The sequence below is a fragment of the Pantoea sp. RIT413 genome, from assembly GCF_003057675.2.
In the GTDB taxonomy this organism is placed as follows: domain Bacteria; phylum Pseudomonadota; class Gammaproteobacteria; order Enterobacterales; family Enterobacteriaceae; genus Pantoea; species Pantoea eucrina.
Map to the genome: position 1 here is coordinate 206,948 of NZ_QBJB02000005.1, position 20,162 is coordinate 227,109.

General features: G+C 57.4%; 17 protein-coding genes. 7 read left to right on the plus strand and 10 right to left on the minus strand.

All coding sequences use genetic code 11. The features are described from left to right. Nucleotides 1–11 precede the first annotated feature (11 nt). The 10 genes from aaeA to csrD all read right to left on the minus strand — a co-directional run bounded on the left by aaeA (nucleotide 12) and on the right by csrD (nucleotide 13,975). A complete protein-coding gene (gene aaeA, locus DBY66_RS09645; protein ID WP_039380683.1) occupies nucleotides 12–941 on the minus strand; it encodes a p-hydroxybenzoic acid efflux pump subunit AaeA in 930 nt (309 codons plus the stop codon). An 8-nt stretch (nucleotides 942–949) separates the two neighbouring features. After that, the gene (gene aaeX, locus DBY66_RS09650) at nucleotides 950–1,153 is read right to left on the minus strand and encodes a p-hydroxybenzoic acid efflux pump operon protein AaeX (RefSeq protein WP_065648072.1); all 204 of its coding nucleotides are present in this window, start codon (nucleotides 1,151–1,153) and stop codon (nucleotides 950–952) included. Nucleotides 1,154–1,530: 377 nt separating this feature from the next. Continuing rightward, the gene (gene tldD, locus DBY66_RS09655) at nucleotides 1,531–2,976 is read right to left on the minus strand and encodes a metalloprotease TldD (RefSeq protein ID WP_039380688.1); all 1,446 of its coding nucleotides are present in this window, start codon (nucleotides 2,974–2,976) and stop codon (nucleotides 1,531–1,533) included. Between the two features lie 64 nt (nucleotides 2,977–3,040). Continuing rightward, a complete protein-coding gene (gene yhdP / locus DBY66_RS09660) occupies nucleotides 3,041–6,835 on the minus strand; it encodes an AsmA2 domain-containing protein YhdP (protein ID WP_108569962.1) in 3,795 nt (1,264 codons plus the stop codon). Nucleotides 6,836–6,882: 47 nt separating this feature from the next. Next, nucleotides 6,883–8,352 carry a ribonuclease G gene (gene rng / locus DBY66_RS09665; RefSeq protein WP_071669165.1) on the minus strand — a complete coding sequence of 490 codons (1,470 nt, stop codon included), beginning with the start codon at nucleotides 8,350–8,352 and terminating at the stop codon, nucleotides 6,883–6,885. Beyond that, nucleotides 8,342–8,935: a Maf family protein gene (locus DBY66_RS09670; protein WP_039380695.1), complete on the minus strand. Its 594-nt coding sequence runs from the start codon at nucleotides 8,933–8,935 to the stop codon at nucleotides 8,342–8,344. Before DBY66_RS09670 ends, rng begins: the two co-directional genes overlap by 11 nt. A gap of 8 nt (nucleotides 8,936–8,943) precedes the next feature. Next, nucleotides 8,944–9,432, minus strand: a complete 489-nt coding sequence (mreD, locus tag DBY66_RS09675) for a rod shape-determining protein MreD (protein ID WP_039380697.1) — start codon at nucleotides 9,430–9,432, stop codon at nucleotides 8,944–8,946. Further along, nucleotides 9,429–10,463 (minus strand): rod shape-determining protein MreC, encoded by a 1,035-nt coding sequence (mreC, locus tag DBY66_RS09680; RefSeq protein WP_108569963.1) that lies wholly within the window; start codon nucleotides 10,461–10,463, stop codon nucleotides 9,429–9,431. The genes mreD and mreC overlap by 4 nt, the downstream gene beginning before the upstream one ends. Nucleotides 10,464–10,675: 212 nt before the next feature. Further along, nucleotides 10,676–11,719 carry a rod shape-determining protein MreB gene (gene mreB / locus DBY66_RS09685; RefSeq protein WP_003855260.1) on the minus strand — a complete coding sequence of 348 codons (1,044 nt, stop codon included), beginning with the start codon at nucleotides 11,717–11,719 and terminating at the stop codon, nucleotides 10,676–10,678. Between the two features lie 309 nt (nucleotides 11,720–12,028). Beyond that, complete coding sequence (gene csrD / locus DBY66_RS09690; RefSeq protein ID WP_108569964.1) at nucleotides 12,029–13,975, minus strand: RNase E specificity factor CsrD; 1,947 nt, start codon at nucleotides 13,973–13,975, stop codon at nucleotides 12,029–12,031. Between the two features lie 297 nt (nucleotides 13,976–14,272). On the opposite strand from csrD, the gene msrP reads away from it, so the two are divergent. The 7 genes from msrP (at nucleotide 14,273) to panF (ending at nucleotide 20,161) form a co-directional block, all read left to right on the plus strand. After that, entirely contained in the window at nucleotides 14,273–15,277 is a 1,005-nt protein-coding gene (msrP, locus tag DBY66_RS09695; protein ID WP_071669248.1) for a protein-methionine-sulfoxide reductase catalytic subunit MsrP, read from the plus strand. Beyond that, on the plus strand, nucleotides 15,278–15,880 hold the full coding sequence (gene msrQ, locus DBY66_RS09700; RefSeq protein WP_108569965.1) for a protein-methionine-sulfoxide reductase heme-binding subunit MsrQ: 603 nt from the start codon (nucleotides 15,278–15,280) through the stop codon (nucleotides 15,878–15,880). Nucleotides 15,881–16,112: 232 nt separating this feature from the next. Continuing rightward, complete coding sequence (gene aroQ, locus DBY66_RS09705; protein WP_108569966.1) at nucleotides 16,113–16,565, plus strand: type II 3-dehydroquinate dehydratase; 453 nt, start codon at nucleotides 16,113–16,115, stop codon at nucleotides 16,563–16,565. Between the two features lie 21 nt (nucleotides 16,566–16,586). Then, nucleotides 16,587–17,051, plus strand: coding sequence for an acetyl-CoA carboxylase biotin carboxyl carrier protein (gene accB / locus DBY66_RS09710; protein ID WP_039380716.1), 465 nt, complete (start codon nucleotides 16,587–16,589; stop codon nucleotides 17,049–17,051). A gap of 11 nt (nucleotides 17,052–17,062) precedes the next feature. Next, on the plus strand, nucleotides 17,063–18,412 hold the full coding sequence (gene accC, locus DBY66_RS09715; RefSeq protein WP_071669161.1) for an acetyl-CoA carboxylase biotin carboxylase subunit: 1,350 nt from the start codon (nucleotides 17,063–17,065) through the stop codon (nucleotides 18,410–18,412). Between the two features lie 71 nt (nucleotides 18,413–18,483). Beyond that, nucleotides 18,484–18,726, plus strand: a complete 243-nt coding sequence (locus DBY66_RS09720; protein WP_071669160.1) for a YhdT family protein — start codon at nucleotides 18,484–18,486, stop codon at nucleotides 18,724–18,726. Beyond that, nucleotides 18,716–20,161, plus strand: a complete 1,446-nt coding sequence (gene panF, locus DBY66_RS09725) for a sodium/pantothenate symporter (RefSeq protein ID WP_104085371.1) — start codon at nucleotides 18,716–18,718, stop codon at nucleotides 20,159–20,161. The genes DBY66_RS09720 and panF overlap by 11 nt, the downstream gene beginning before the upstream one ends. Nucleotide 20,162 lies beyond the last annotated feature (1 nt).

A 20,162-nucleotide genomic window follows, 5' to 3' on the forward strand; every position in this document is an offset into this window, starting at 1 on the left:
CACGCCCCCGCTTAACCAAACTCACGCAGGCGATTGAAGAATTGTGCCAGCGGCGAGGCGTTGGTCTGCCGATCCTGCTCACCGGTGATCACCACGGTCGCGGTTGTGCCTGCCGGGAAGCGGTTGCCAGGCTGGGCATCAAGACGGATACGCACCGGCACGCGCTGCGCCAGGCGCACCCACTCCAGATTAGAGTCCACCGTTGCCATACCTTTATTATCAATGCTGCTGCTGCTGTTGGTCACCCCGGCAGCCACGCTGTCCACCGTGCCGCGTAACACGGTATTGCTGCCCAGCGGCGTGACTTCAGCGCGAAAGCCCGGACGCACGCCGCTGAGTTTGGTCTCTTCCATATAAGCCAGCACGTAGAAAGAGTGCTGCTGTACCAGCGCGACCGCCACGGAGCCGCGCGTAATGAACTCACCCTCATAGACATTGAGGTTGGTCACCCAGCCATCAGAGGGGGCTTTGATCGTGGTACGGTCGAGATCGATAACCGCCAGATCGCGGGTAGCGATCGATTTCGCCAGCTGATGTTCACTGGTCTGCAGATCGCTGTTAGCCTGTTCAATCGCCTCACGCGACATCGCGCTGGTACCGAGCTGATTACGGCGTCCCGCCTCGCGGCGTTTTTCACTCACCAGCGCCTGATAGTAGTCCACGTCTGCCTGCGCCTGCGCCAGCGCTTTCTGATAGCGCGGCCGGTCGACGATAAACAGCGTATCGCCCTTTTTCACCAGCTGGTTATCATGTACCGGCACGTCGGTGATCAGACCGGTGACATCAGGTGCGATAGCCACCACATCCGCAGAGAATTTAGCATCGCGTGTCCACGGGGATTCGGTGTAGAACACCCAGGCGCGGAAGACAATCACGACGGCGATGATAACCAGCAGGAGCGTAATCGCGTAACGCGCGATTTTTCTTATGAGCGCTTTCACTTAAAACCTCAGATGAATAGACGGGATACAAGATAAAACACACAGCAATACAGGGCCGTGTTAAACAGGGCCGGATGCCAGACCAGATCGTAGATCCCGCTTGGCGTCAGCACACGTTTCACCAGCCAGAACAGCGCCAGCGAAACCAGTAGTTCAATGAAGATGGGCGGGAAAGATAGCCCGAATACGACAAATACCGGAAGCACACTCATTTCGGTTCCTTAGTTCGACCTTGCCGGGATCGCACCGCTTTTACCCCCACGCTGTGCCGCACCGGGAATGGTTAAGCAGGCAGCAGAAAAATGGCAGTAACCTTCAGGCCGCCCTGCGCTAATCATAGCGTATCATCAGCCTGTCTGGTCCGTAACGGAATGCAGTGCATAAACCCAGCGCGCGTATAATAACGTGCCTGACTATATGTTTTCTACAAATCGTGACATAAATCACTTTTTAATCCGAATAAATAATCGCACGACTTAGCGCGATGTCTGTTTTTGCCAAAGTGGCTGAATCGGAGGCATTTATAGCTGACGCAGCCACAAAAAAGGCTGCCCGCAGGCAGCCCTTATAGTGACAGAGGTTCAGCACCTCAGGCGGTGCCGCCTACGGTGATTTTGTCCAGCTTCAGCGTCGGCTGGCCCACGCCAACCGGGACGCTCTGTCCCTCTTTACCGCATACGCCGACGCCTTTATCCAGCGCCAGATCGTTACCGACCATTGAGATTTGCTGCATCGCTTCAATGCCGGAGCCAATCAGCGTAGCGCCTTTGACCGGCCGGGTAACTTTACCCTTCTCAATCAGATACGCCTCTGAGGTAGAGAAGACAAATTTGCCCGAGGTGATATCGACCTGACCACCGCCAAAGTTAGGCGCATAGAGGCCATATTCCACGCTTTCGATGATCTCCTGCGGCGTGGACTTGCCCGCCAGCATGTAGGTATTAGTCATGCGCGGCATCGGCAGATGCGCATACGATTCGCGCCGGCCGTTACCGGTTGGCGGCACACCCATCAGGCGGGCGTTAAGCTTATCCTGGATATAGCCCTTCAGGACGCCATTTTCGATCAGCATGTTGTACTGACCCGGAACGCCCTCATCATCCACCGCCAGCGAGCCACGCAGCCCCTCCAGCGTGCCATCATCCACCACGGTGCAGAGTTCCGAAGCAACCAGCTGCCCCATCTTGCCGCTGAATACCGACGTTTCACGACGGTTAAAGTCGCCCTCAAGGCCATGTCCTACCGCTTCGTGCAGCAGCACACCCGGCCAGCCAGCGCCCAGCACGACCGGCAGCGCGCCAGCTGGGGCTGCAACTGCAGAGAGGTTAACCAGCGCCATACGCACCGCTTCGCGCGCCCAGGCGTCAGCCCGGACGTCACCGCTCTCATCGGCGAGGAAAAATTCATAGCCGGTACGCGCGCCGCCGCCGCTTGAGCCGCGCTCGCGCTTGCCCTGATCTTCCACCTGCACGCTGATTGACAGACGCACCAGCGGACGAATATCGGCTGCCAGCGTCCCATCGGTTGCCGCAACCAGCACCTGTTCATAAACGCCGCTCAGGCTGGCATTGACCTCCTGTACGCGCGGGTCGGCCGCGCGCGCCACGCGGTCTACGCGATGCAGCAGGGCGATTTTATCTTCGCGCGTCAGGCTGTCGAGCGGGTTAACCGGCGCATAGAGCGAACGTTGCATTACTGCCTGCAGCGTATGTGCGGTGCCATTGCCCTGCTCGCGTACGATACTGCGCGCGGCTTCCGAAGACTGCCGTAGCGCATTCAGGGTGATCTGGTCTGCATAAGCGAAGCCGGTTTTTTCACCGCTTACGGCACGTACGCCAACGCCCTGATCGATATGGTAGGAGCCATCTTTAATAATTTTATCTTCCAGCACCCAGGATTCATGGAAGCTGGACTGAAAATAGAGATCGGCATAATCCAGACGACGTTCTGAAAGCTGCCCTAACAGGGAATGGAGGTCCTGCTGATTAATGCTGTTCGCAGCTAGTAACTGCTCACTTACCAGATTCAGAGTCATCGTTTCTCACTCATTATGTGCTCAGATAGTCATAGCCTGCGGCAATTCCCCGACGGCGTCAAATTCACTTGCTGCCGGCGTCGCGCGCTTTGCGCAGCACTTCACTGATTTCCGGTTTATCCAGCGGGCCACTGATGTGATAGCGCAGCAGGGAAATCTTGTTCCAGAGCGGTCCCAGTACCTTGCTGGCGGCAAAAACGGCGGCCCCAACCACCGGATTGATTGCAAACGCCGTTGCCACACCGACCGACGCGGAGATCTCCGGCGCCACAACCGCTTCCATATCAATTTTTCGCTGTACCAGATCGATCCGGCCCTGCATCGCGATATCCGCCTCCAGCCCATCTACCAGCAGGTTATCAGTGCGCATGACGCCGTTTTCGATCCAGGCGGTGCCGTTGATTGAATCAAAATAGAAGCCATCGCTGAAGGTATCGCTGAAATCCAGACGCAGCTTGCGCAGCAGCGCATCAAAACTTACCAGACGCAGCAGCTGTCCTGCCCGTCCGGTATTAACGTCGGCAATCTCTCCTTTGCCAAAGTGCGTTTTCAGCGTGCCGCTCAGCGACGCCTCAGCAGGCTGCCAGGGCGCGGCGCGCCAGTGCAGGTCATAATCCACGTTAAACGGCGCGTCGCGCAGCGGCGTGTTCATACCGAACCAGTTAGTGGCGTCATTGATATTGCTGCCGCTCAGGCGTCCCTTCAGCGAGGTGCGCGGATTGCCCGGCGAGTTAACCCATTCGCCACTGATGCTGAGCCGGGCGCTGCCGCTGTCCACAATTCCGTTAGTGAGTGCTAACGTCTCTCCGCGCGGCGTCAGCGTCGCAGCCATCTGTCCGAACTTCTGTCCGCGCAGCCAGCACTCATCGCAGTTAAGCTGCAGCGCAGGCCACTGGCTGAAATCGATCCCGCTGTCGCCGCTGAACGGTGATGACGCCTGTTTGCTGCCGGTCTCTTTCCATTGCGGATTGTAATAAAGGTAGTTCAGATTGATGCGCCACGGTGCACGCTGCGCTGTTGTCAGCGTGCCGCGCGCTTCACGACTCTCCAGCTTCAGCTGCGCATCACCGCCCGCGCCCTGCAGCAGAGTGGCGCTGAGATCGTGCCACTGCTGCCCGCCCAGCGTCAGGGCTGGCGTATGCAACGTGACATCGCCAGGTAAGCCGACCCCGCCCACCTGCGTGGCGCCCTCTCCGCTGCCGCCCGCTCCGGCCAGAACACCGAGCCAGGCTTCTCCATCCAGCGGCGGCAGGTTTAATACCATACCGCGCTGCGCCGGGAGCGCAGGCGTTGCCGCGGTCTGATTCTGCCAGATGCCGCGTTCGACGCGCAGCTGCGGCTCCAGCAGCCAGCGGCTGTTAAAGCGGTGCATCTCGCCCACGCTGCCGCTGAGCATAAAGCCGTTCAGATCGCCTTTAGCCTTAACCGTCACCGGCAGCGCCTCACCGGCAGATTTGGTCAGCGGCGCAGGTAAGTGACTGCTTACTGCTTTGCCATCGCCTCTGAGATCGACGCTGTAGTTCGCACCTCCGCTATGCGGCAGCGTAATAGCCACATCGCCCTGCCAGGCGAGTGAACCGCTGAGCTGACGCGCTACCGCCGCTGGCATCACGCTGAGACGCGCGGGCTGCCAGTCGCCCAGCAGGTGGACGTTAACGCCAAAATCCTGCGGATTCTCCTGCGTGCTGAAGGTCACGCCTAGCGGCTGACCAAACCAGTTTGCCTGCATCTCTTCGCTTTCAAGGTTGCCGTTGTTATAGCGGAAACGCCCTGTCAGCTGCGTCAGCGTGCTCTTCAGCGGTTTAATATGCAGCGTGTTGTTATTCATCACCACGTTGCCGCTGGCGTGTACCTGTTCGCCATCCAGCGGGATCTCCAGGTTGAGCGTGCTTTTGACGTTGCCCCCAACCTGCAGCTGCTGCAGCGCCGCGCCGAGCGACGATTTCAGCGGCGTCTCATTAAAGTAGGCGCCGATATCCGCCCCCTGCCCGCTCAGATCGCCGGCGATCAGCAGTTTCTCTTTAAGATAATCCGGAATAACGGCCGTGACGTTACGCGCTTCGACCTTGCCCAGGCGCGCGTTATCGGCGCGCATCCACAGGCCGTCATTCACAAAATCGAGATCGATATCCAGATCCTGCAGGGCCGGCCAGCCCGGCTGAAAGCGAAACGCGGCATTGCGCAGCGGCACTTTAACTTCAAACATGCCGTCGTTATGCTTAAACGGGAACAGGCGCGGATCGCCGGCGAACAGCAGCGTGGCGTTATCGGTCTCCCCGCCTTTTATCGCTTCGCTCAGGTAGTGCGTCAGGTTATGCCCCATCAGCGGTTCCGGCAGATAGCGCCAGGCATCACCCGCGTCGGTTACGCGGATGCCGGCCAGAATATCGAGCCGTGGTGCAGCGTCACTGTTTTGCTGATAGCGGAAATCTCCGCGCGCCCAGAGCGACCGCGCTTGCACATCCAGCTGATGTCCGGCCAGCGTCAGGCCATGACGGTCACGCAGCCAGCTCAGCTGGCCACTCAGCTGATGAATATCCAGCGGCGCCTGGAACATATCACCATAGGGCACTTCAGCCTGTCCCATGCGGAGATCAACCTGACCATTGCTGACGCTGCCGCTGGCGCGCCCGCTGAGATTGCTGATGCCTGGCAGCAGCTTCCAGTTATGCCACGCCAGATCGCGCCACGTCGCCTGCAGTCGCGTCTGCTCCGGCTGCGCCAGAGGAATATCCAGTGCCAGCGTATCGATATAACCGCGCGGCTGCAGTGCACGCCAGGTATCCAGCAGCGTCGGCGAGAGCGGGCCAATCAGCGGCACCAGCGGCGCAAACCGCTGCAGGTCCAGCCGGGTAGCACGCATGCGGATCTCCGCTGCCGCTTTATCCTGAGGTTGCCACAGCAGCGCAATCCGGCCGGGCGCCCAGGCCACGCCATCGGTGCTGAGCCGGGTCTGCGGTATATTCAGGCTCCAGCCGTCGCGGAAGCGCGCCAGGTGTGCGGTCAGTCCGTCAATCTGCAGCTGATGATCGCGCTGCTCGCCGCGCCAGCGCGCCCCACCCTGTTTGATCAGCACATCGCCCGCATAGAGTTCGCCATCGCGCAGGCTGGCCCACGCCGCCAGGCTGATACGCGCGCTCTCCAGACTGGTGTTATCACGCAGCCAGCGGCCAATCCAGGGACGCACATCCACATCGTCTGCCTGCATCCAGATGCGACCGTCGTTCAGCAGGCCACGGGTATCCTTTAAATCCAGCCTGACCTGCACCACGCCATGCTGGCCGGTAAAGCTGCTGAGGCTGACCTCGCCTTCAGCGCGATGCCGGCTGGCTTCATTCAGCCAGGTAAGGCGCGGTATCGCCAGCTCGGCATGCTGGCCTGAAGGCGTCAGAAAGCGGATAGTGCTGTCGCGCAAATCGAAGTGATCGAACTGGCGCAGGAAGAGGTCGTTGATCTGAGCAGGCTTGATGCTGGTAGTATCGCTGTCGCGGGTAAACAGCGGCCGCTCCGTCGCCAGACGCAGCTGCCAGAAGGTGAGATCGCGGAACTGCCAGCGCCAGTGCAGCAGCGACTGCCAGACATCCAGCGCAAGAGTGACGCGGCCAATGTGCAGTTCGCCATCCTGCTTCATATCAATGCGCAGATCGCGTACCTGCAGCGTCGGGCCAAAATTCTGCCACGTTCCCTGCAGTTCGCTGGCGTCTGCGTTGACGCCGCTGATGCGTGAAACCGTCTGCAGAATGTCGCTGCGATAGCTGTTGAGATGCGGCATCACCAGACGCAGCCCGCTCACCAGCAGCGCCACAATGACAATCACTGTGGCGATCAGCAGTAACAAAATCCCTGGCAACCGCCTCACACATCTCTCCTTGCTGGTCACTGGATAATAACGTCTGGCCGCAGGCCTTACATCATGACGACGTCAAACTGCTCCTGAGTATAGAGCGGTTCAACCTGAACTTTGACCTGTTTGCCGACAAAGATTTCGACTTCGGCCAGCGCATGCGACTCATCTGTTTTCAGCGCCTCGCCTACCGCCGGCGAGACGTAAACCAGAAAGCGGTCGGAGTCATAGGCGTGATGCACGCGTACAATTTCACGCATGATTTCATAGCAGACGGTCTCTACGGTTTTCAGCGAGCCGCGTCCTTTACACACCGGGCAGTCGGCACAGAGCACATGCTCAATGCTTTCACGCGTTCTTTTACGGGTCATCTCCACCAGGCCCAGCGCTGAAAAGCCATGGATCCCGGTTTTGACCCGATCTTTACTCAGCGCACTCTCCAGCGAATGCAGCACGCGACGGCGGTGATCGTCATTACTCATGTCGATAAAGTCGATAATGATAATACCGCCGAGGTTACGTAACCGCAGCTGACGGGCAATAGCCTGCGTCGCTTCGATATTCGTATTAAATATGGTTTCATCCAGGTTACGGTGGCCAACAAACGCTCCGGTGTTGATATCTACCGTGGTCATCGCCTCCGTCTGATCGATAATCAGGTAGCCACCCGATTTAAGCTCGACCTTGCGCTCCAGCGAACGCTGAATCTCATTTTCTACATCATAGAGATCGAAAATAGGCTGCTTGCCGCTGTAATGCTCTATTTTGCCCGCCATTTCAGGAATATATTCGCTGGTAAATTCCACCAGCAGATCGCAGGTCAGACGCGAATCGACGCGAATGCGATCCAGCGCGGCGCCGGCAAAATCGCGCAGCACACGCTGCGCCAGCGCCAGTTCGCCATAGAGCAGGCAGCGCGTCTGGTTACGCTTTTTGCGCTCGCTGACTTTGGTCCACAGGCGTTTGAGAAACGCCGCATCCTGCGCCAGCTCTTCTGCGCCGATGCCTTCCGCAGCGGTACGAATAATAAAACCGCCCAGATCGTCACAGTAGGCAGCAACCACCGCTTTCAGCCGTTCGCGCTCCGCCTCACTTTCAATACGCTGTGAAACACCCACGTGTGATGCGCCGGGCATAAAAACCAGATAGCGGGACGGCAGCGTGATATCGGTGGTCAGGCGTGCGCCCTTGGTGCCGAGCGGATCTTTCACTACCTGCACCATCAGATCCTGCCCCTGGCGTACCAGCTCGGCGATGTCGCGTACAACAAAATTTTTCTTTTCATCGCCGGCAACACACTCGGTGTGCGGCATGATGTCGGAGGCGTGCAGAAAGGCGGCTTTATCCATGCCAATATCGACAAAGGCGGCCTGCATACCCGGCAGCACGCGGCTGACCCGGCCTTTGTAGATGTTGCCAACAATGCCGCGTCGCGCTTCGCGCTCAATATGAATTTCCTGCAAAATGCCGCCATCAATATAGGCAACGCGCGTTTCCGAAGGTGTCACATTTACCAGCAGTTCAGCCGTCATTCTGTCCCCTTAATGCACGCAGCGACTGAAAATGGCTCAGCAGCTCTGTGGTTTCCACCAGCGGTAGTCCCACTACGGCGTAGTAGCTGCCATTAATCGTGCGCACGAAATTACCGCCCAGACCCTGAATGCCATAGGCGCCCGCCTTATCCATCGGTTCGCCACTGGCGATATAGTGCGCGATTTCATCAGCGGTCACGTTGCGGAAGGTCACATCGGTAAGCACCAGGCAATCCAGCAGCGTCTCGCTGTCAGCCAGCGCTATCGCGGTCATCACCTGATGCGTCTGTCCGGAGAGCCTTGCCAGCATCTCTGCGGCGTGTTCTGCATCACGCGGTTTTTCCAGTACGTCACCATTCAGCACCACAATCGTGTCCGCGCCCAGTACCGGCAGATCCCGGGGCGCCATAGCGACACCGGCGCGGGCTTTATCCGCCGCCAGTCGGCGAACGTAATGTTCAGCCGCTTCGTCGGGCTGACGCTGCTCTTCGGTATGGGTTAACAGACGCTCAAACTGCAGCCCAAGCTGCGTAAGCAGCTCGCGCCGGCGGGGCGAGCCGGAAGCCAGATACAGGGTAATCATTGTGTTCCTTACTGAACGGCAAACTGCCGGCGGATCTTTCTCATCAATAAGAATAGCCAGGGCCAGAGGATGCCGTCGACCACGCTACTCCAGAAAATTTCTGGCCGGAATGAGACGTCTATGACCAGGAATTCAGCCCAAAAAACAATGACATCTACTGCCAGTGAAAGAACCATAACCATTAACGCCTGCTGCCACAATGCGAGGTTGCGGAACAGCTGGAATTTAAAGGCGACCAGGTAGGCGATGATACTGAAGGCCAGCGCGCGTACGCCCAGCGTGGAGCCGGCAATCAGATCCATAACGGCACCGAGAAAGAACCCGGTGCCGACGTTGACCCGATGCGGCAGCGCCAGCACCCAGTAGATCAGAATAAGCAGCAGCCACGACGGCCGGAACATATAGAACTGCTCCGGCCACGGCATGATTTGCAGAATTAATGCCAGCAGAAAAGAGAGCCAGATTACCCACCGTCCCTGACTGCGATATCGGCTCAAGGCTGGCCCCCACGCGTGTTCGCCGGCGTGCTCTGCGCACTCCCGCTGGCCGCAGAGGATGGCGGTCCCATCTGCTGACTCTGCTGCATCCCCGCGGGCGCTGGCGGCCCCATTTCACCCGCCGGTGGCAGCACCTGAGGCATCATCTGCATCAGACGCTCGTTCGCTACGCGATGTACCTCATCCGGTGCCATCGGCATATCGCCATTTTTATCTGCTCCCCACAGCAGCAGCAGGTAGCGCAGACGCTGCAGCCCGGCAGTCGGACGCGCCTGAATGACCGTATAGGCGCGCTGGGTATCAACCTTGACTGACGACACGACGCCGACCGGATAACCTTCCGGGAACCGGCCGCCGAGGCCGGATGTCACCAGCACGTCGCCGACGCGAATATCAGTATTGCCTGGCAGATGCTCCAGCTGCAGATCTTCGCTGCAGCCGTTACCGGCAGCAATAACGCGAATATCGTTACGCAGCACCTGAATCGGCAGCGCGTGAGAGGCGTCGCAGATCAGCAGCACGCGGCTGGTCAGCTGGCCAACGGCCACCACCTGCCCGACAACGCCTTTATCGCTGATCACCGGCTGACCTTCGTAAACGCCGTTTACGCTGCCCTTATCGATCACCACCTGATCGGTATAAGGATCGGTGCCGGTTGAGATCACCTGCGTCACCATTTTGTGCTCATCCTGACGCAGCGGCGATCCAAGCAGCTCGCGCAGGCGGGCATTTTCCTGCTTATATTGCCCCAGCATCAGCAGATCGCTGTTTTTCAGGAAAAGCTCGCGGCGCAGCGCTTTGTTCTCCAGCTCCAGCTGCTGACGGGATGCCAGCGTATCCGACACGCCGTCAAGCAGCTGTCGCGGGCCGTTGGCCAGAAAATAAAATGGGCTGACTGACGTGTCCAGATAGTTGCGGATCCGGGAGAAAGTACTTACGCGGCTGTCGGCGATGATAATCGCAATTGCCACGATAACGGCCAGAAAGATACGCAACTGCAGGGAAGGCCCCCTGCTAAAAATCGGCTTCATAAATTCTGCGAATTCCTCGACATCAGGGAAGAAGCACCAGTCCGCAGACCCGCGCCTCCAGGGCTGGACGCACTATGCCGTCATACGCAGCCGCGCCATTTACCCATGCCTGAACCGCCGCTGCATAATACAACGCTGCGTGCGGTTCAGTTTATGATGAGTATTGTCGCGATTCCCTGCGCAATATGACCATGGTCGCAGCCAGTGAGGAATTACTCCTCGCTGAACAGATCGCCACCATGCATGTCGATCATCTCCAGCGCTTTACCGCCGCCACGCGCTACGCAGGTCAGCGGATCTTCCGCTACCACGACCGGAATACCTGTCTCTTCCATCAGCAGGCGATCCAGATTACGCAGCAGTGCGCCACCGCCGGTCAGCACCATGCCACGCTCTGAAATATCAGAAGCGAGCTCTGGCGGACACTGCTCCAGCGCAACCATAACCGCGCTGACGATGCCGGTCAGCGGCTCCTGCAGCGCTTCAAGAATTTCATTTGAGTTCAGCGTAAAGCCACGCGGCACGCCTTCTGCAAGGTTACGGCCGCGCACTTCGATTTCGCGCACTTCGTCGCCCGGATAGGCTGAACCGATTTCATGCTTGATACGTTCTGCGGTGGCTTCACCAATCAATGAACCGTAATTGCGGCGCACGTAATTGATGATAGCTTCATCAAAGCGATCGCCACCGATACGTACAGAAGAGGAGTAGACCACGCCGTTCAGGGAGATCACGGCGACTTCAGTCGTACCGCCACCGATATCCACGACCATAGAACCGGTTGCTTCAGAGACCGGCAGGCCGGCACCGATAGCCGCAGCCATCGGCTCTTCAATCAGGAATACTTCGCGTGCCCCTGCGCCCTGCGCAGATTCACGGATAGCGCGACGCTCAACCTGGGTCGCGCCGACCGGTACACACACCAGTACGCGCGGACTCGGGCGCATAAAGCTGTTGCTGTGTACCTGCTTAATAAAGTGCTGGAGCATTTTTTCAGTCACGAAGAAGTCGGCAATCACGCCATCTTTCATCGGACGAATAGCGGCAATGTTGCCCGGCGTACGGCCAAGCATCTGCTTTGCGTCATGACCAACAGCCGCTACGCTCTTTGGGGAGCCGGCGCGGTCCTGACGGATAGCAACCACTGAAGGCTCGTTCAGCACGATGCCCTGTCCTTTTACATAAATCAGGGTATTCGCAGTACCCAGGTCAATGGACAAGTCATTGGAAAACATGCCGCGAAATTTTTTAAACATACTAAGGGATAATCCTGCAAGCTGGGGGCGGAAAATAAAATCCGCTTACTTTACCAACCACACGAAGCCGCTACAAGGCGCAAAAACGTTCGGCTAAGGTGAAAAAATAGACCATATAATTTTTCCGGCCGGTACTGTTCGCTACTGGCAGCGCCAGATAGCGCTAAACGGCCCTCTTTAACGCAAATTGCCCGGACCTGCGGCGGGGTTATCGACATAAAATTTAACATTTCATGCCTCTGGCTCTGCCCGCTCCCGCTGGTTAACGCCAGAAAAACATCGATTGCCGGGACAAACCCTGCCAGCGCATCAAATGCGGTAACGTTGCGAGTGTTTTTTAACGTTACTGTTAACCGGTAAGGAAGGCGCAAACAGATCGCCCTGCCCGCCCGCTACCCCAAGCGCAGTCAGGGTTTGCCATTCAGCCCGGGTACGCACGCCAGCAGCAAAAACATAGCTGGAGGTGGATTTACACACCTCCAGCAGGCTTTGCACAAAAAGCTGATTTTCTGTGCGGCGGTCAATATTCCGTACCAGCCCCGGATCCAGCTTAATCACATCAACAGGAAGCTGGCGGATATAGGCGCTGCTGACCACCGTCATTCCCGCCTGATCGACTGCGATACGGCAGCCAAACGTGGTGAGCATGTGAAAGACCGGCAGCAAACGATTGATGTGTTGACACACATCCGCCTCGGCAAGTTCAAATAAAAATCGCCGGCGCTGGGATTTATTACACTGCAGCAGCAATTTTTGCAGCCAGCGCTGGAACGGGCGCTGCAGCAGTGAATCGATACTTACCGGCAGCGCCAGCGTCTCATCCGGCCACACTTCTGTCAGCGCGGCGATGCGCGTCACCAGCTGGCGATCCCAGCTGTCGGTCAGCCCCAGCTGCATGACCAGCGGCATAAACTCGGCGGCAACCACTTCTTTATCACCATCAAATATGCGCGCCAGCATCTCACGGTGGTGCACTTTACCATCCAGCAGTACCGCAGGCTTTTGATAAAGACGGGGACCACCGCGATTGAGCGTATTCTCCAGCAGCGTACGCCAGCGCACGCTGCCGCGGCCCATCTCCAGCGGATTACCCTCGCCCACTGACCAGGTGTTGCCTCCCTGCAGCACGGCGCGCCGCGTGGCCAGCTCTACGCTCTCCATCACCTGCAGTGCGCTCTGTCCGCTGCACCAGGCGTTGATGCCGATATGGATTAAATCATCACGATCCACCCTGCGCATCGGCGGCAGCGAGTCCACCGCATTGATAAGCTGCTCGGCGATGCTGTTCGCCTCTTTCAGCGTCCGGTGCGGCAGCAGCACGGCAAAATCGCTGCGAAAATAGCGGGCCAGCAGCGCCCCCGGATAGCGCAGCACAAACGTAGAAAACATATTGATGATATCAAACAGGTACTCTTCGGCCAGCGTCGGACCAATTATCTCATGCAGATTGTCGAAGTCAGGCAGGCGGATCATCATTACCACGCCATGCGTACCGACATCCTCCTGATCTTCCAGCAGCGTCGCCAGCTGGTTATCAAAAAAGAGGCGATTATTGAGACCTGTGCGCGCATCCTGAGCCGCAAACGTGCGGATCAGCGTATCGATTCGCAGACGCTGTTCTCCTGCTTCCTGCAGATCGCTGAGCAGCGTATCCAGCGCGCGGCTGGCTTTAGCCGGCCATTCAGTGGTGCCCGGAACGCGGGCAATGCGCTCGCCGGCAATAATGCGTTCCGCGCGCGCCTCCAGCCGATCCATATTGCGCCAGCGGCGATTAAGCCAGTGGTGCGTCATCGCCAGCAGCGCCGCCATAATGGCAACCACGCTCAGCAGCACCACCAGCGTATAGGCGCCGGTAAAGGAGCGGAACCAGGTTTTTGCCGGATCGAGAACCACGACGCGCAGCTGCATTTCGGGCGCATGCACCAGGGGCAGCTCAAGCTGAATAAACCGGTTAGGCTCATCTTCCAGCATCGGATTCTCACGGCGGGTAAGACGGAATACTTCGCCTTCGTCATTGAGCAGCGTGACCTGCTCAGCGTTGATCACCGGCATCAGCCGCGTCAGCCACTGTTCAACCTCCTGCGGCGACTGAGTCATCAGCGCTTTGTCAACTTCGGTCGCCAGCGTATCGATACGGCTCTCAACGCGCTCCTGCGACAGCCAGATAAAACTAAAAGCGCAGCCTACCAGCATCAGTAACATTGCCAGTAAGCTTAATAATGTAATAAACGCAGAAAACTTCGTTGTTAATCGCATCCCTGTGCCTGTACCACTGCGGTTATAAACGGGCAGCCAGCCTGTGCGTCATTCAGCTGACGCAATCCTGAGCAAAGTACCATAAATAGCTGTCTGAATCAGCGCCAATGCTCCGGCAAGCACGCTGTCGCGCGAGTATAACGGTAAAGTCACGGCGCCTGACTGCCGGGCGGACTTTTTCGTCCTATTCTCAACAGAGGCTGTCTGCCAGGAAATTTCATATTTTCCCCGGCAAAGTGGCATCGCCGATGGGGTTTACGCATCTTAATGATCACTGCTTATCTGCCGGAGAACACCATGAAGTTCAAGCACACTCTCACTGAAGCTGATGTTACCCCGGAAAACATCTTTGCGCTGCGCCGGCGTCAGGTGCTGAAGGCGCTGGGGATTGGCGCTGCCGCTGCGACGCTGCCGGGTAGCGCGCGGGCGGACATTCTGAGCTGGTTTAAAGGAAACGATCGACCGCCGGCACCGGCAGGACGCGATTTGACGTTCACCAAACCCGCACAGTGGCAGGCGGATTTACCCCTGACGCCTTACGATAAGGTTGCGGGATACAACAACTTTTATGAGTTTGGCCTGGATAAGGCCGATCCCGCAGCTAACGCCGGCTCACTAAAGACTGAACCCTGGCAGCTGCGTATTGATGGCGAAGTGGCTAAGCCCATGACGCTGGATATGGATGACATTTTTAAACGCTTTGCCATGGAGCAGCGTATCTACCGTATGCGCTGCGTTGAAGCCTGGTCAATGGTCGTGCCCTGGGTGGGCTTTGAACTCAGTAAGCTGCTGAAGCTGGCTGAACCCACCAGCCGCGCACGCTATGTGGCGTTTCAGACGCTCTACGACCCTGAACAGATGCCAGGTCAGAAAGATCGCTTTATTGGCGGCGGGCTCGACTATCCATATGTTGAAGGATTGCGGCTGGATGAAGCGATGCATCCGCTGACGCTGCTCAGCACCGGTGTCTACGGCAAAGCGCTGCCGCCGCAGAATGGTGCCCCGATACGCCTGACGGTGCCGTGGAAATATGGATTTAAAGGCATTAAATCGATTGTGAAAATCACGCTGACCGCTGAACAGCCGCCGACCACCTGGAGCCAGATTGCCGCCAGCGAATATGGGTTTTACGCCAATGTGAATCCGCACGTTGACCACCCGCGCTGGTCACAGGCGACAGAGCGTTTTATCGGCGCGGGCGGCCTGCTCAACGTAGAGCGGCAGCCTACGCTGCTGTTTAACGGTTATGCACGTGAGGTTGCGTCACTCTATCGCGGGCTCGATCTGCGGGAGAATTTTTAAATGCGACTGACCCTGCGACAGGTTACCTGGCTCAAAGTGGTGCTGCACCTGGCCGCCCTGCTGCCGCTGATCTATCTGGTGCTTTCGGCTGCTCAGGGCTGGCTGAGCGCCGATCCGGCCAAAGATATTCAGCACTTTACCGGCAGAATGGCGCTGAAGCTGTTGCTGGCAACGCTGCTGGTCACTCCGCTGACGCGCTATCTCAAACAGCCACTGCTGATCCGCACCCGCCGGATGCTGGGTCTCTGGTGCTTTGCCTGGGCCACGCTACATCTGATCAGCTACTGGCTGCTGGAGCTGGGCTATACGCATCTGCGCCTGCTCGGCAGTGAAATTTTCGCCCGCCCCTATCTGCTGCTGGGTATGATCAGCTGGGTGGTGCTATTTGCGCTGGCGATAACCTCATTTCAGCGCGCGCAGCGCAAGCTGGGCAGACGCTGGCAAACGCTGCATAACGCTATCTATCTGGTAGCGATCCTCGTTCCCATTCACTATCTCTGGTCAGTCAAAGTCCTGTCACCACAGCCGTGGCTCTATGCGCTGGCAGCTGCGCTGCTGCTGGCGTGGCGCTATAAAAAGTTACGCAAAAGCTTCAGCCGCTGATTTTCCTGAGGTTGTTTTCTCCCCCCGCTTTCTGTTAAAACGTGTGGCCTTCGGGCCGCACCGGATCAACTTCGCAGATAAGACCAGTATTTTGCTGCGAATTGTCCCGAAACGGATATAATGCCCGGCTTTATTGCAAGCAAACCCTTCTTTTTCACTCTCAAGGGTGACAAATGAAGGATGTCGCGGTATTTTACGCGATGCCCTAATGATTGCAGGAGATAGCCGCAAGATGGCGCATAAATTTCACATACTGTTGTTGAACGGTCCCAACCTGAATTTGCTGGGAACGCGCGAGCCTGACAAGTATGGTCACGCCACGCTGGCTGATATCGTCAGCGATCTGGCGCTGCAGGCTGACCAGCACCATGTGAAATTGAGTCATTTGCAATCGAACGCAGAATATCAGCTGATCGATCGTATTCACGCCGCGCGCAGCGATGTGGATTACATCATCATCAATCCGGCTGCGTTCACGCACACCAGCGTTGCGCTGCGTGATGCTTTGCTGGCGGTAAGCATACCTTTTATCGAGGTGCATCTCTCCAACGTGCATGCACGCGAGCCGTTCCGGCACCACTCCTATCTTTCCGATGTATCTGCCGGCGTCATTTGTGGACTTGGCGCGGATGGGTACGCGTGGGCTTTACAAACGGCGATAAAACGCCTGTCACATTCCAATTAAACAGAGTACGGAACCACACTCATGGATATTCGTAAAATTAAGAAACTGATCGAGCTGGTTGAAGAGTCCGGCATTGCTGAGCTGGAAATCTCTGAAGGCGAAGAGTCAGTTCGCATCAGCCGTTCACCTGCCAATGTCGGTTATCCTATGATGCAGCAGGCTTATGCTGCACCTGCTCCGCAGCCTGCACTGGCCGCTGCCGTTGCGCCGGTTGCTGCCGCTCCGGTTGAAGCCGCTAAGCCTGAAGTCAGCGGTCACATTGTCCGTTCACCGATGGTCGGCACCTTCTACCGCACCCCAAGCCCGGACGCAAAAGCGTTTGTGGAAGTGGGTCAGAAAGTGAACGCTGGCGATACCCTGTGCATCGTTGAAGCGATGAAAATGATGAACCAGATCGAAGCCGATAAATCCGGCGTTGTGAAGGCGATCCTGGTAGAAAGCGGCCAGCCGGTTGAATTTGACGAGCCGCTGGTCGTCATCGAATAACGAGGCGAAGCATGCTGGATAAAATTGTCATTGCTAACCGTGGTGAAATCGCGCTGCGCATTCTGCGTGCCTGCAAAGAGCTGGGCATCAAAACCGTAGCGGTCCACTCCACGGCAGATCGCGACCTCAAGCACGTGCTGCTGGCAGATGAAACTGTCTGCATCGGCCCGGCGCAGTCGGTCAAAAGTTACCTGAATATTCCGGCCCTGATCTCTGCCGCTGAAATTACCGGCGCAGTTGCGATCCATCCGGGATATGGCTTTCTGTCTGAGAACGCTGATTTTGCTGAGCAGGTTGAACGTTCAGGCTTTATCTTTGTGGGTCCGAAAGCGGATACGATCCGCCTGATGGGCGACAAAGTTTCTGCTATTACCGCGATGAAAAAAGCGGGCGTACCGACCGTTCCGGGTTCAGATGGCTCACTGACTGATGATATGGATAAAAACCGCGCTATCGCGAAGCGTATCGGTTATCCGGTTATTATCAAAGCCTCTGGCGGCGGCGGCGGACGCGGTATGCGCGTTGTACGCCATGAAAAAGATCTTGAGCAATCCATCGGCATGACGAAAGCGGAAGCCAAAGCGGCTTTCAATAACGACATGGTCTACATGGAAAAATTCCTCGAGAACCCGCGCCATATCGAAATTCAGGTGCTGGCCGATGGCCAGGGCAACGCCATCTATCTGGCGGAGCGCGACTGCTCCATGCAGCGTCGCCACCAGAAAGTGGTGGAAGAAGCACCTGCACCAGGCATCACGCCGGAACTGCGTCGCTTCATCGGCGAGCGCTGCTCTAACGCCTGCGTGGAAATTGGCTATCGTGGAGCCGGTACTTTTGAGTTCCTGTATGAAAACGGCGAGTTCTACTTTATTGAGATGAACACCCGTATTCAGGTTGAACATCCGGTTACCGAAATGATCACCGGCGTTGACCTTATCAAAGAGCAGCTGCGTATTGCTGCCGGTCAGCCGCTGTCGATCAAACAGGAAGATGTGGTCGTACGTGGTCATGCGGTGGAATGCCGTATCAACGCCGAAGATCCTAATACCTTCCTGCCAAGCCCGGGTAAAATTACGCGTTTCCACGCGCCGGGTGGCTTTGGTGTACGCTGGGAATCGCACATTTACGCTGGCTACACCGTGCCGCCGTACTACGATTCCATGATTGGCAAACTCATTACTTACGGCGAAACCCGTGAAGTGGCGATCGCCCGCATGAAAAATGCACTGGCTGAGCTGATCATCGACGGCATCAAAACCAACGTCGAGCTGCAGATGAAAATCATGTCCGACGAAAACTTCCAGCAGGGTGGCACCAACATCCACTATCTGGAGAAAAAACTCGGCCTGCACGAAAAGTAATCGCAGCGCAGAGCACGACAGAGGCCGGTTAATCCGGCCTTTTTTATTGTTATCGCCTGTGAGGTTATCTGATGGATGGGCGTTTTCTACAAGCGAACAAAGAGGCGCGCTGGTCGCTGGGCCTCGCTCTCGCATATCTGCTGGTGTGGGCCCTGTCTGCCTGGCTCGGCGGGACGCAAAGCGGAATATCTGGCCTGCCCCGCTGGTTCGAACTCTCCTGCATATTTGCACCGCTACTGTTTACCGGACTCTGTGCGCTGATGGTCCGCGTCATTTTCCGTGATATGTCACTGGAGGACCGTGATGGAGAGTGAGATCCTTCTGCCGCTGCTGGCTTACCTGGTTCTGATCGCCGTGCTATCGGTAATCGCCATGCGCAAACAGCGCCAGGGCAGTTTTCTGACCGAATATTTTCTCGGCAGCCGCTCCATGGGCGGGTTTGTGCTGGCCATGACGCTGACCACAACCTATATCAGCGCCAGCTCATTTATAGGGGGGCCCGGTGCCGCCTATAAATATGGTCTGGGCTGGGTACTGCTGGCGATGATTCAGGTGCCTGCCGTCTGGCTATCACTGGGCGTGCTCGGCAAGAAATTTGCCATTCTGGCCCGGCGCTATAACGCAGTAACGCTCAACGATATGCTTTATGGTCGCTATCGCAGCCCGCTGCTGATCTGGCTGGCCAGTATCAGCCTGCTGGTGGCATTTATCGGTGCCATGACCGTGCAGTTTATCGGCGGCGCTCGCCTGCTGGAAACGGCGGCGGGCATTCCTTACGATACGGGCCTGCTGATTTTTGGCGGAACTATCGCCCTTTATACGGCTTTCGGGGGCTTTCGCGCCAGCGTGCTGAACGATGCGATGCAGGGGCTGGTAATGCTGGCTGGCACGTTTCTGCTGCTGTTTGCTGTTATTCATCATGCCGGCGGGCTGAGTCACGCGGTCAGCACGCTGCGCGCTATCGATCCGCAACTGGTGTCGCCGGAAGGGGCAGGCAATGTGATTACACCTGCCTTCCTCAGCTCATTCGCCGTACTGGTCTGCTTTGGCGTTATCGGTTTGCCACATACCGCCGTACGCTGCATCTCTTACAAAGACAGCAAGGCGATGCATCGCGGGATCATTCTCGGCACCATCGTGGTGGTGATCCTGATGCTGGGGATGCATCTGGCTGGCGCGCTGGGACGTGTGGTATTGCCTGACCTGACCATACCTGACCAGGTGATCCCGACGCTGATGATTACCGTACTGCCGCCGATGGCAGCCGGCATTTTTCTTGCCGCGCCGATGGCGGCCATTATGTCGACCATTAACGCGCAGCTCCTGCAGGCATCCGCTACGCTGATCAAAGATCTCTATCTGCGTCTTGCGCCCCGGCAGAGTGAAAATGAAGCGCGGCTGCGCATGCTCTCCGGCACGATTACTTTTGTGCTGGGCATCCTGCTGCTGCTGGCGGCCTGGAATCCGCCGGATATGATCATCTGGCTTAATCTGCTGGCGTTTGGCGGGCTGGAAGCGGTCTTTCTGTGGCCGCTGGTGCTGGGTCTCTACTGGGAGCGCGCCAATGCTGCCGGAGCCATCAGCGGTATGATCGCCGGCGCCGTAAGCTATACGCTGCTCGCCAGCCTGAATATTGAGTGGTGGGGACTCCACCCTATTGTTCCCTCGCTAACCCTGAGCCTGCTCGCTTTTCTGGCAGGTAACCTGTTTGGCAGCGCGTCTGCGACGCACGACGCTGCACTGAAATAAA

Bases quoted from the DNA above. Each gene is read 5' to 3' on its own strand.
- aaeX (WP_065648072.1), bottom strand. From the start codon at position 1,153: ATGAGTGTGCTTCCGGTATTTGTCGTATTCGGGCTATCTTTCCCGCCC.
- tldD (WP_039380688.1), bottom strand. From the start codon at position 2,976: ATGACTCTGAATCTGGTAAGTGAGCAGTTACTAGCTGCGAACAGCATT.
- rng (WP_071669165.1), bottom strand. From the start codon at position 8,352: ATGACGGCTGAACTGCTGGTAAATGTGACACCTTCGGAAACGCGCGTT.
- DBY66_RS09670 (WP_039380695.1), bottom strand. From the start codon at position 8,935: ATGATTACCCTGTATCTGGCTTCCGGCTCGCCCCGCCGGCGCGAGCTG.
- mreC (WP_108569963.1), bottom strand. From the start codon at position 10,463: ATGAAGCCGATTTTTAGCAGGGGGCCTTCCCTGCAGTTGCGTATCTTT.
- mreB (WP_003855260.1), bottom strand. From the start codon at position 11,719: ATGTTTAAAAAATTTCGCGGCATGTTTTCCAATGACTTGTCCATTGAC.
- csrD (WP_108569964.1), bottom strand. From the start codon at position 13,975: ATGCGATTAACAACGAAGTTTTCTGCGTTTATTACATTATTAAGCTTA.
- msrP (WP_071669248.1), top strand. From the start codon at position 14,273: ATGAAGTTCAAGCACACTCTCACTGAAGCTGATGTTACCCCGGAAAAC.
- msrQ (WP_108569965.1), top strand. From the start codon at position 15,278: ATGCGACTGACCCTGCGACAGGTTACCTGGCTCAAAGTGGTGCTGCAC.
- aroQ (WP_108569966.1), top strand. From the start codon at position 16,113: ATGGCGCATAAATTTCACATACTGTTGTTGAACGGTCCCAACCTGAAT.
- accB (WP_039380716.1), top strand. From the start codon at position 16,587: ATGGATATTCGTAAAATTAAGAAACTGATCGAGCTGGTTGAAGAGTCC.
- accC (WP_071669161.1), top strand. From the start codon at position 17,063: ATGCTGGATAAAATTGTCATTGCTAACCGTGGTGAAATCGCGCTGCGC.
- DBY66_RS09720 (WP_071669160.1), top strand. From the start codon at position 18,484: ATGGATGGGCGTTTTCTACAAGCGAACAAAGAGGCGCGCTGGTCGCTG.
- panF (WP_104085371.1), top strand. From the start codon at position 18,716: ATGGAGAGTGAGATCCTTCTGCCGCTGCTGGCTTACCTGGTTCTGATC.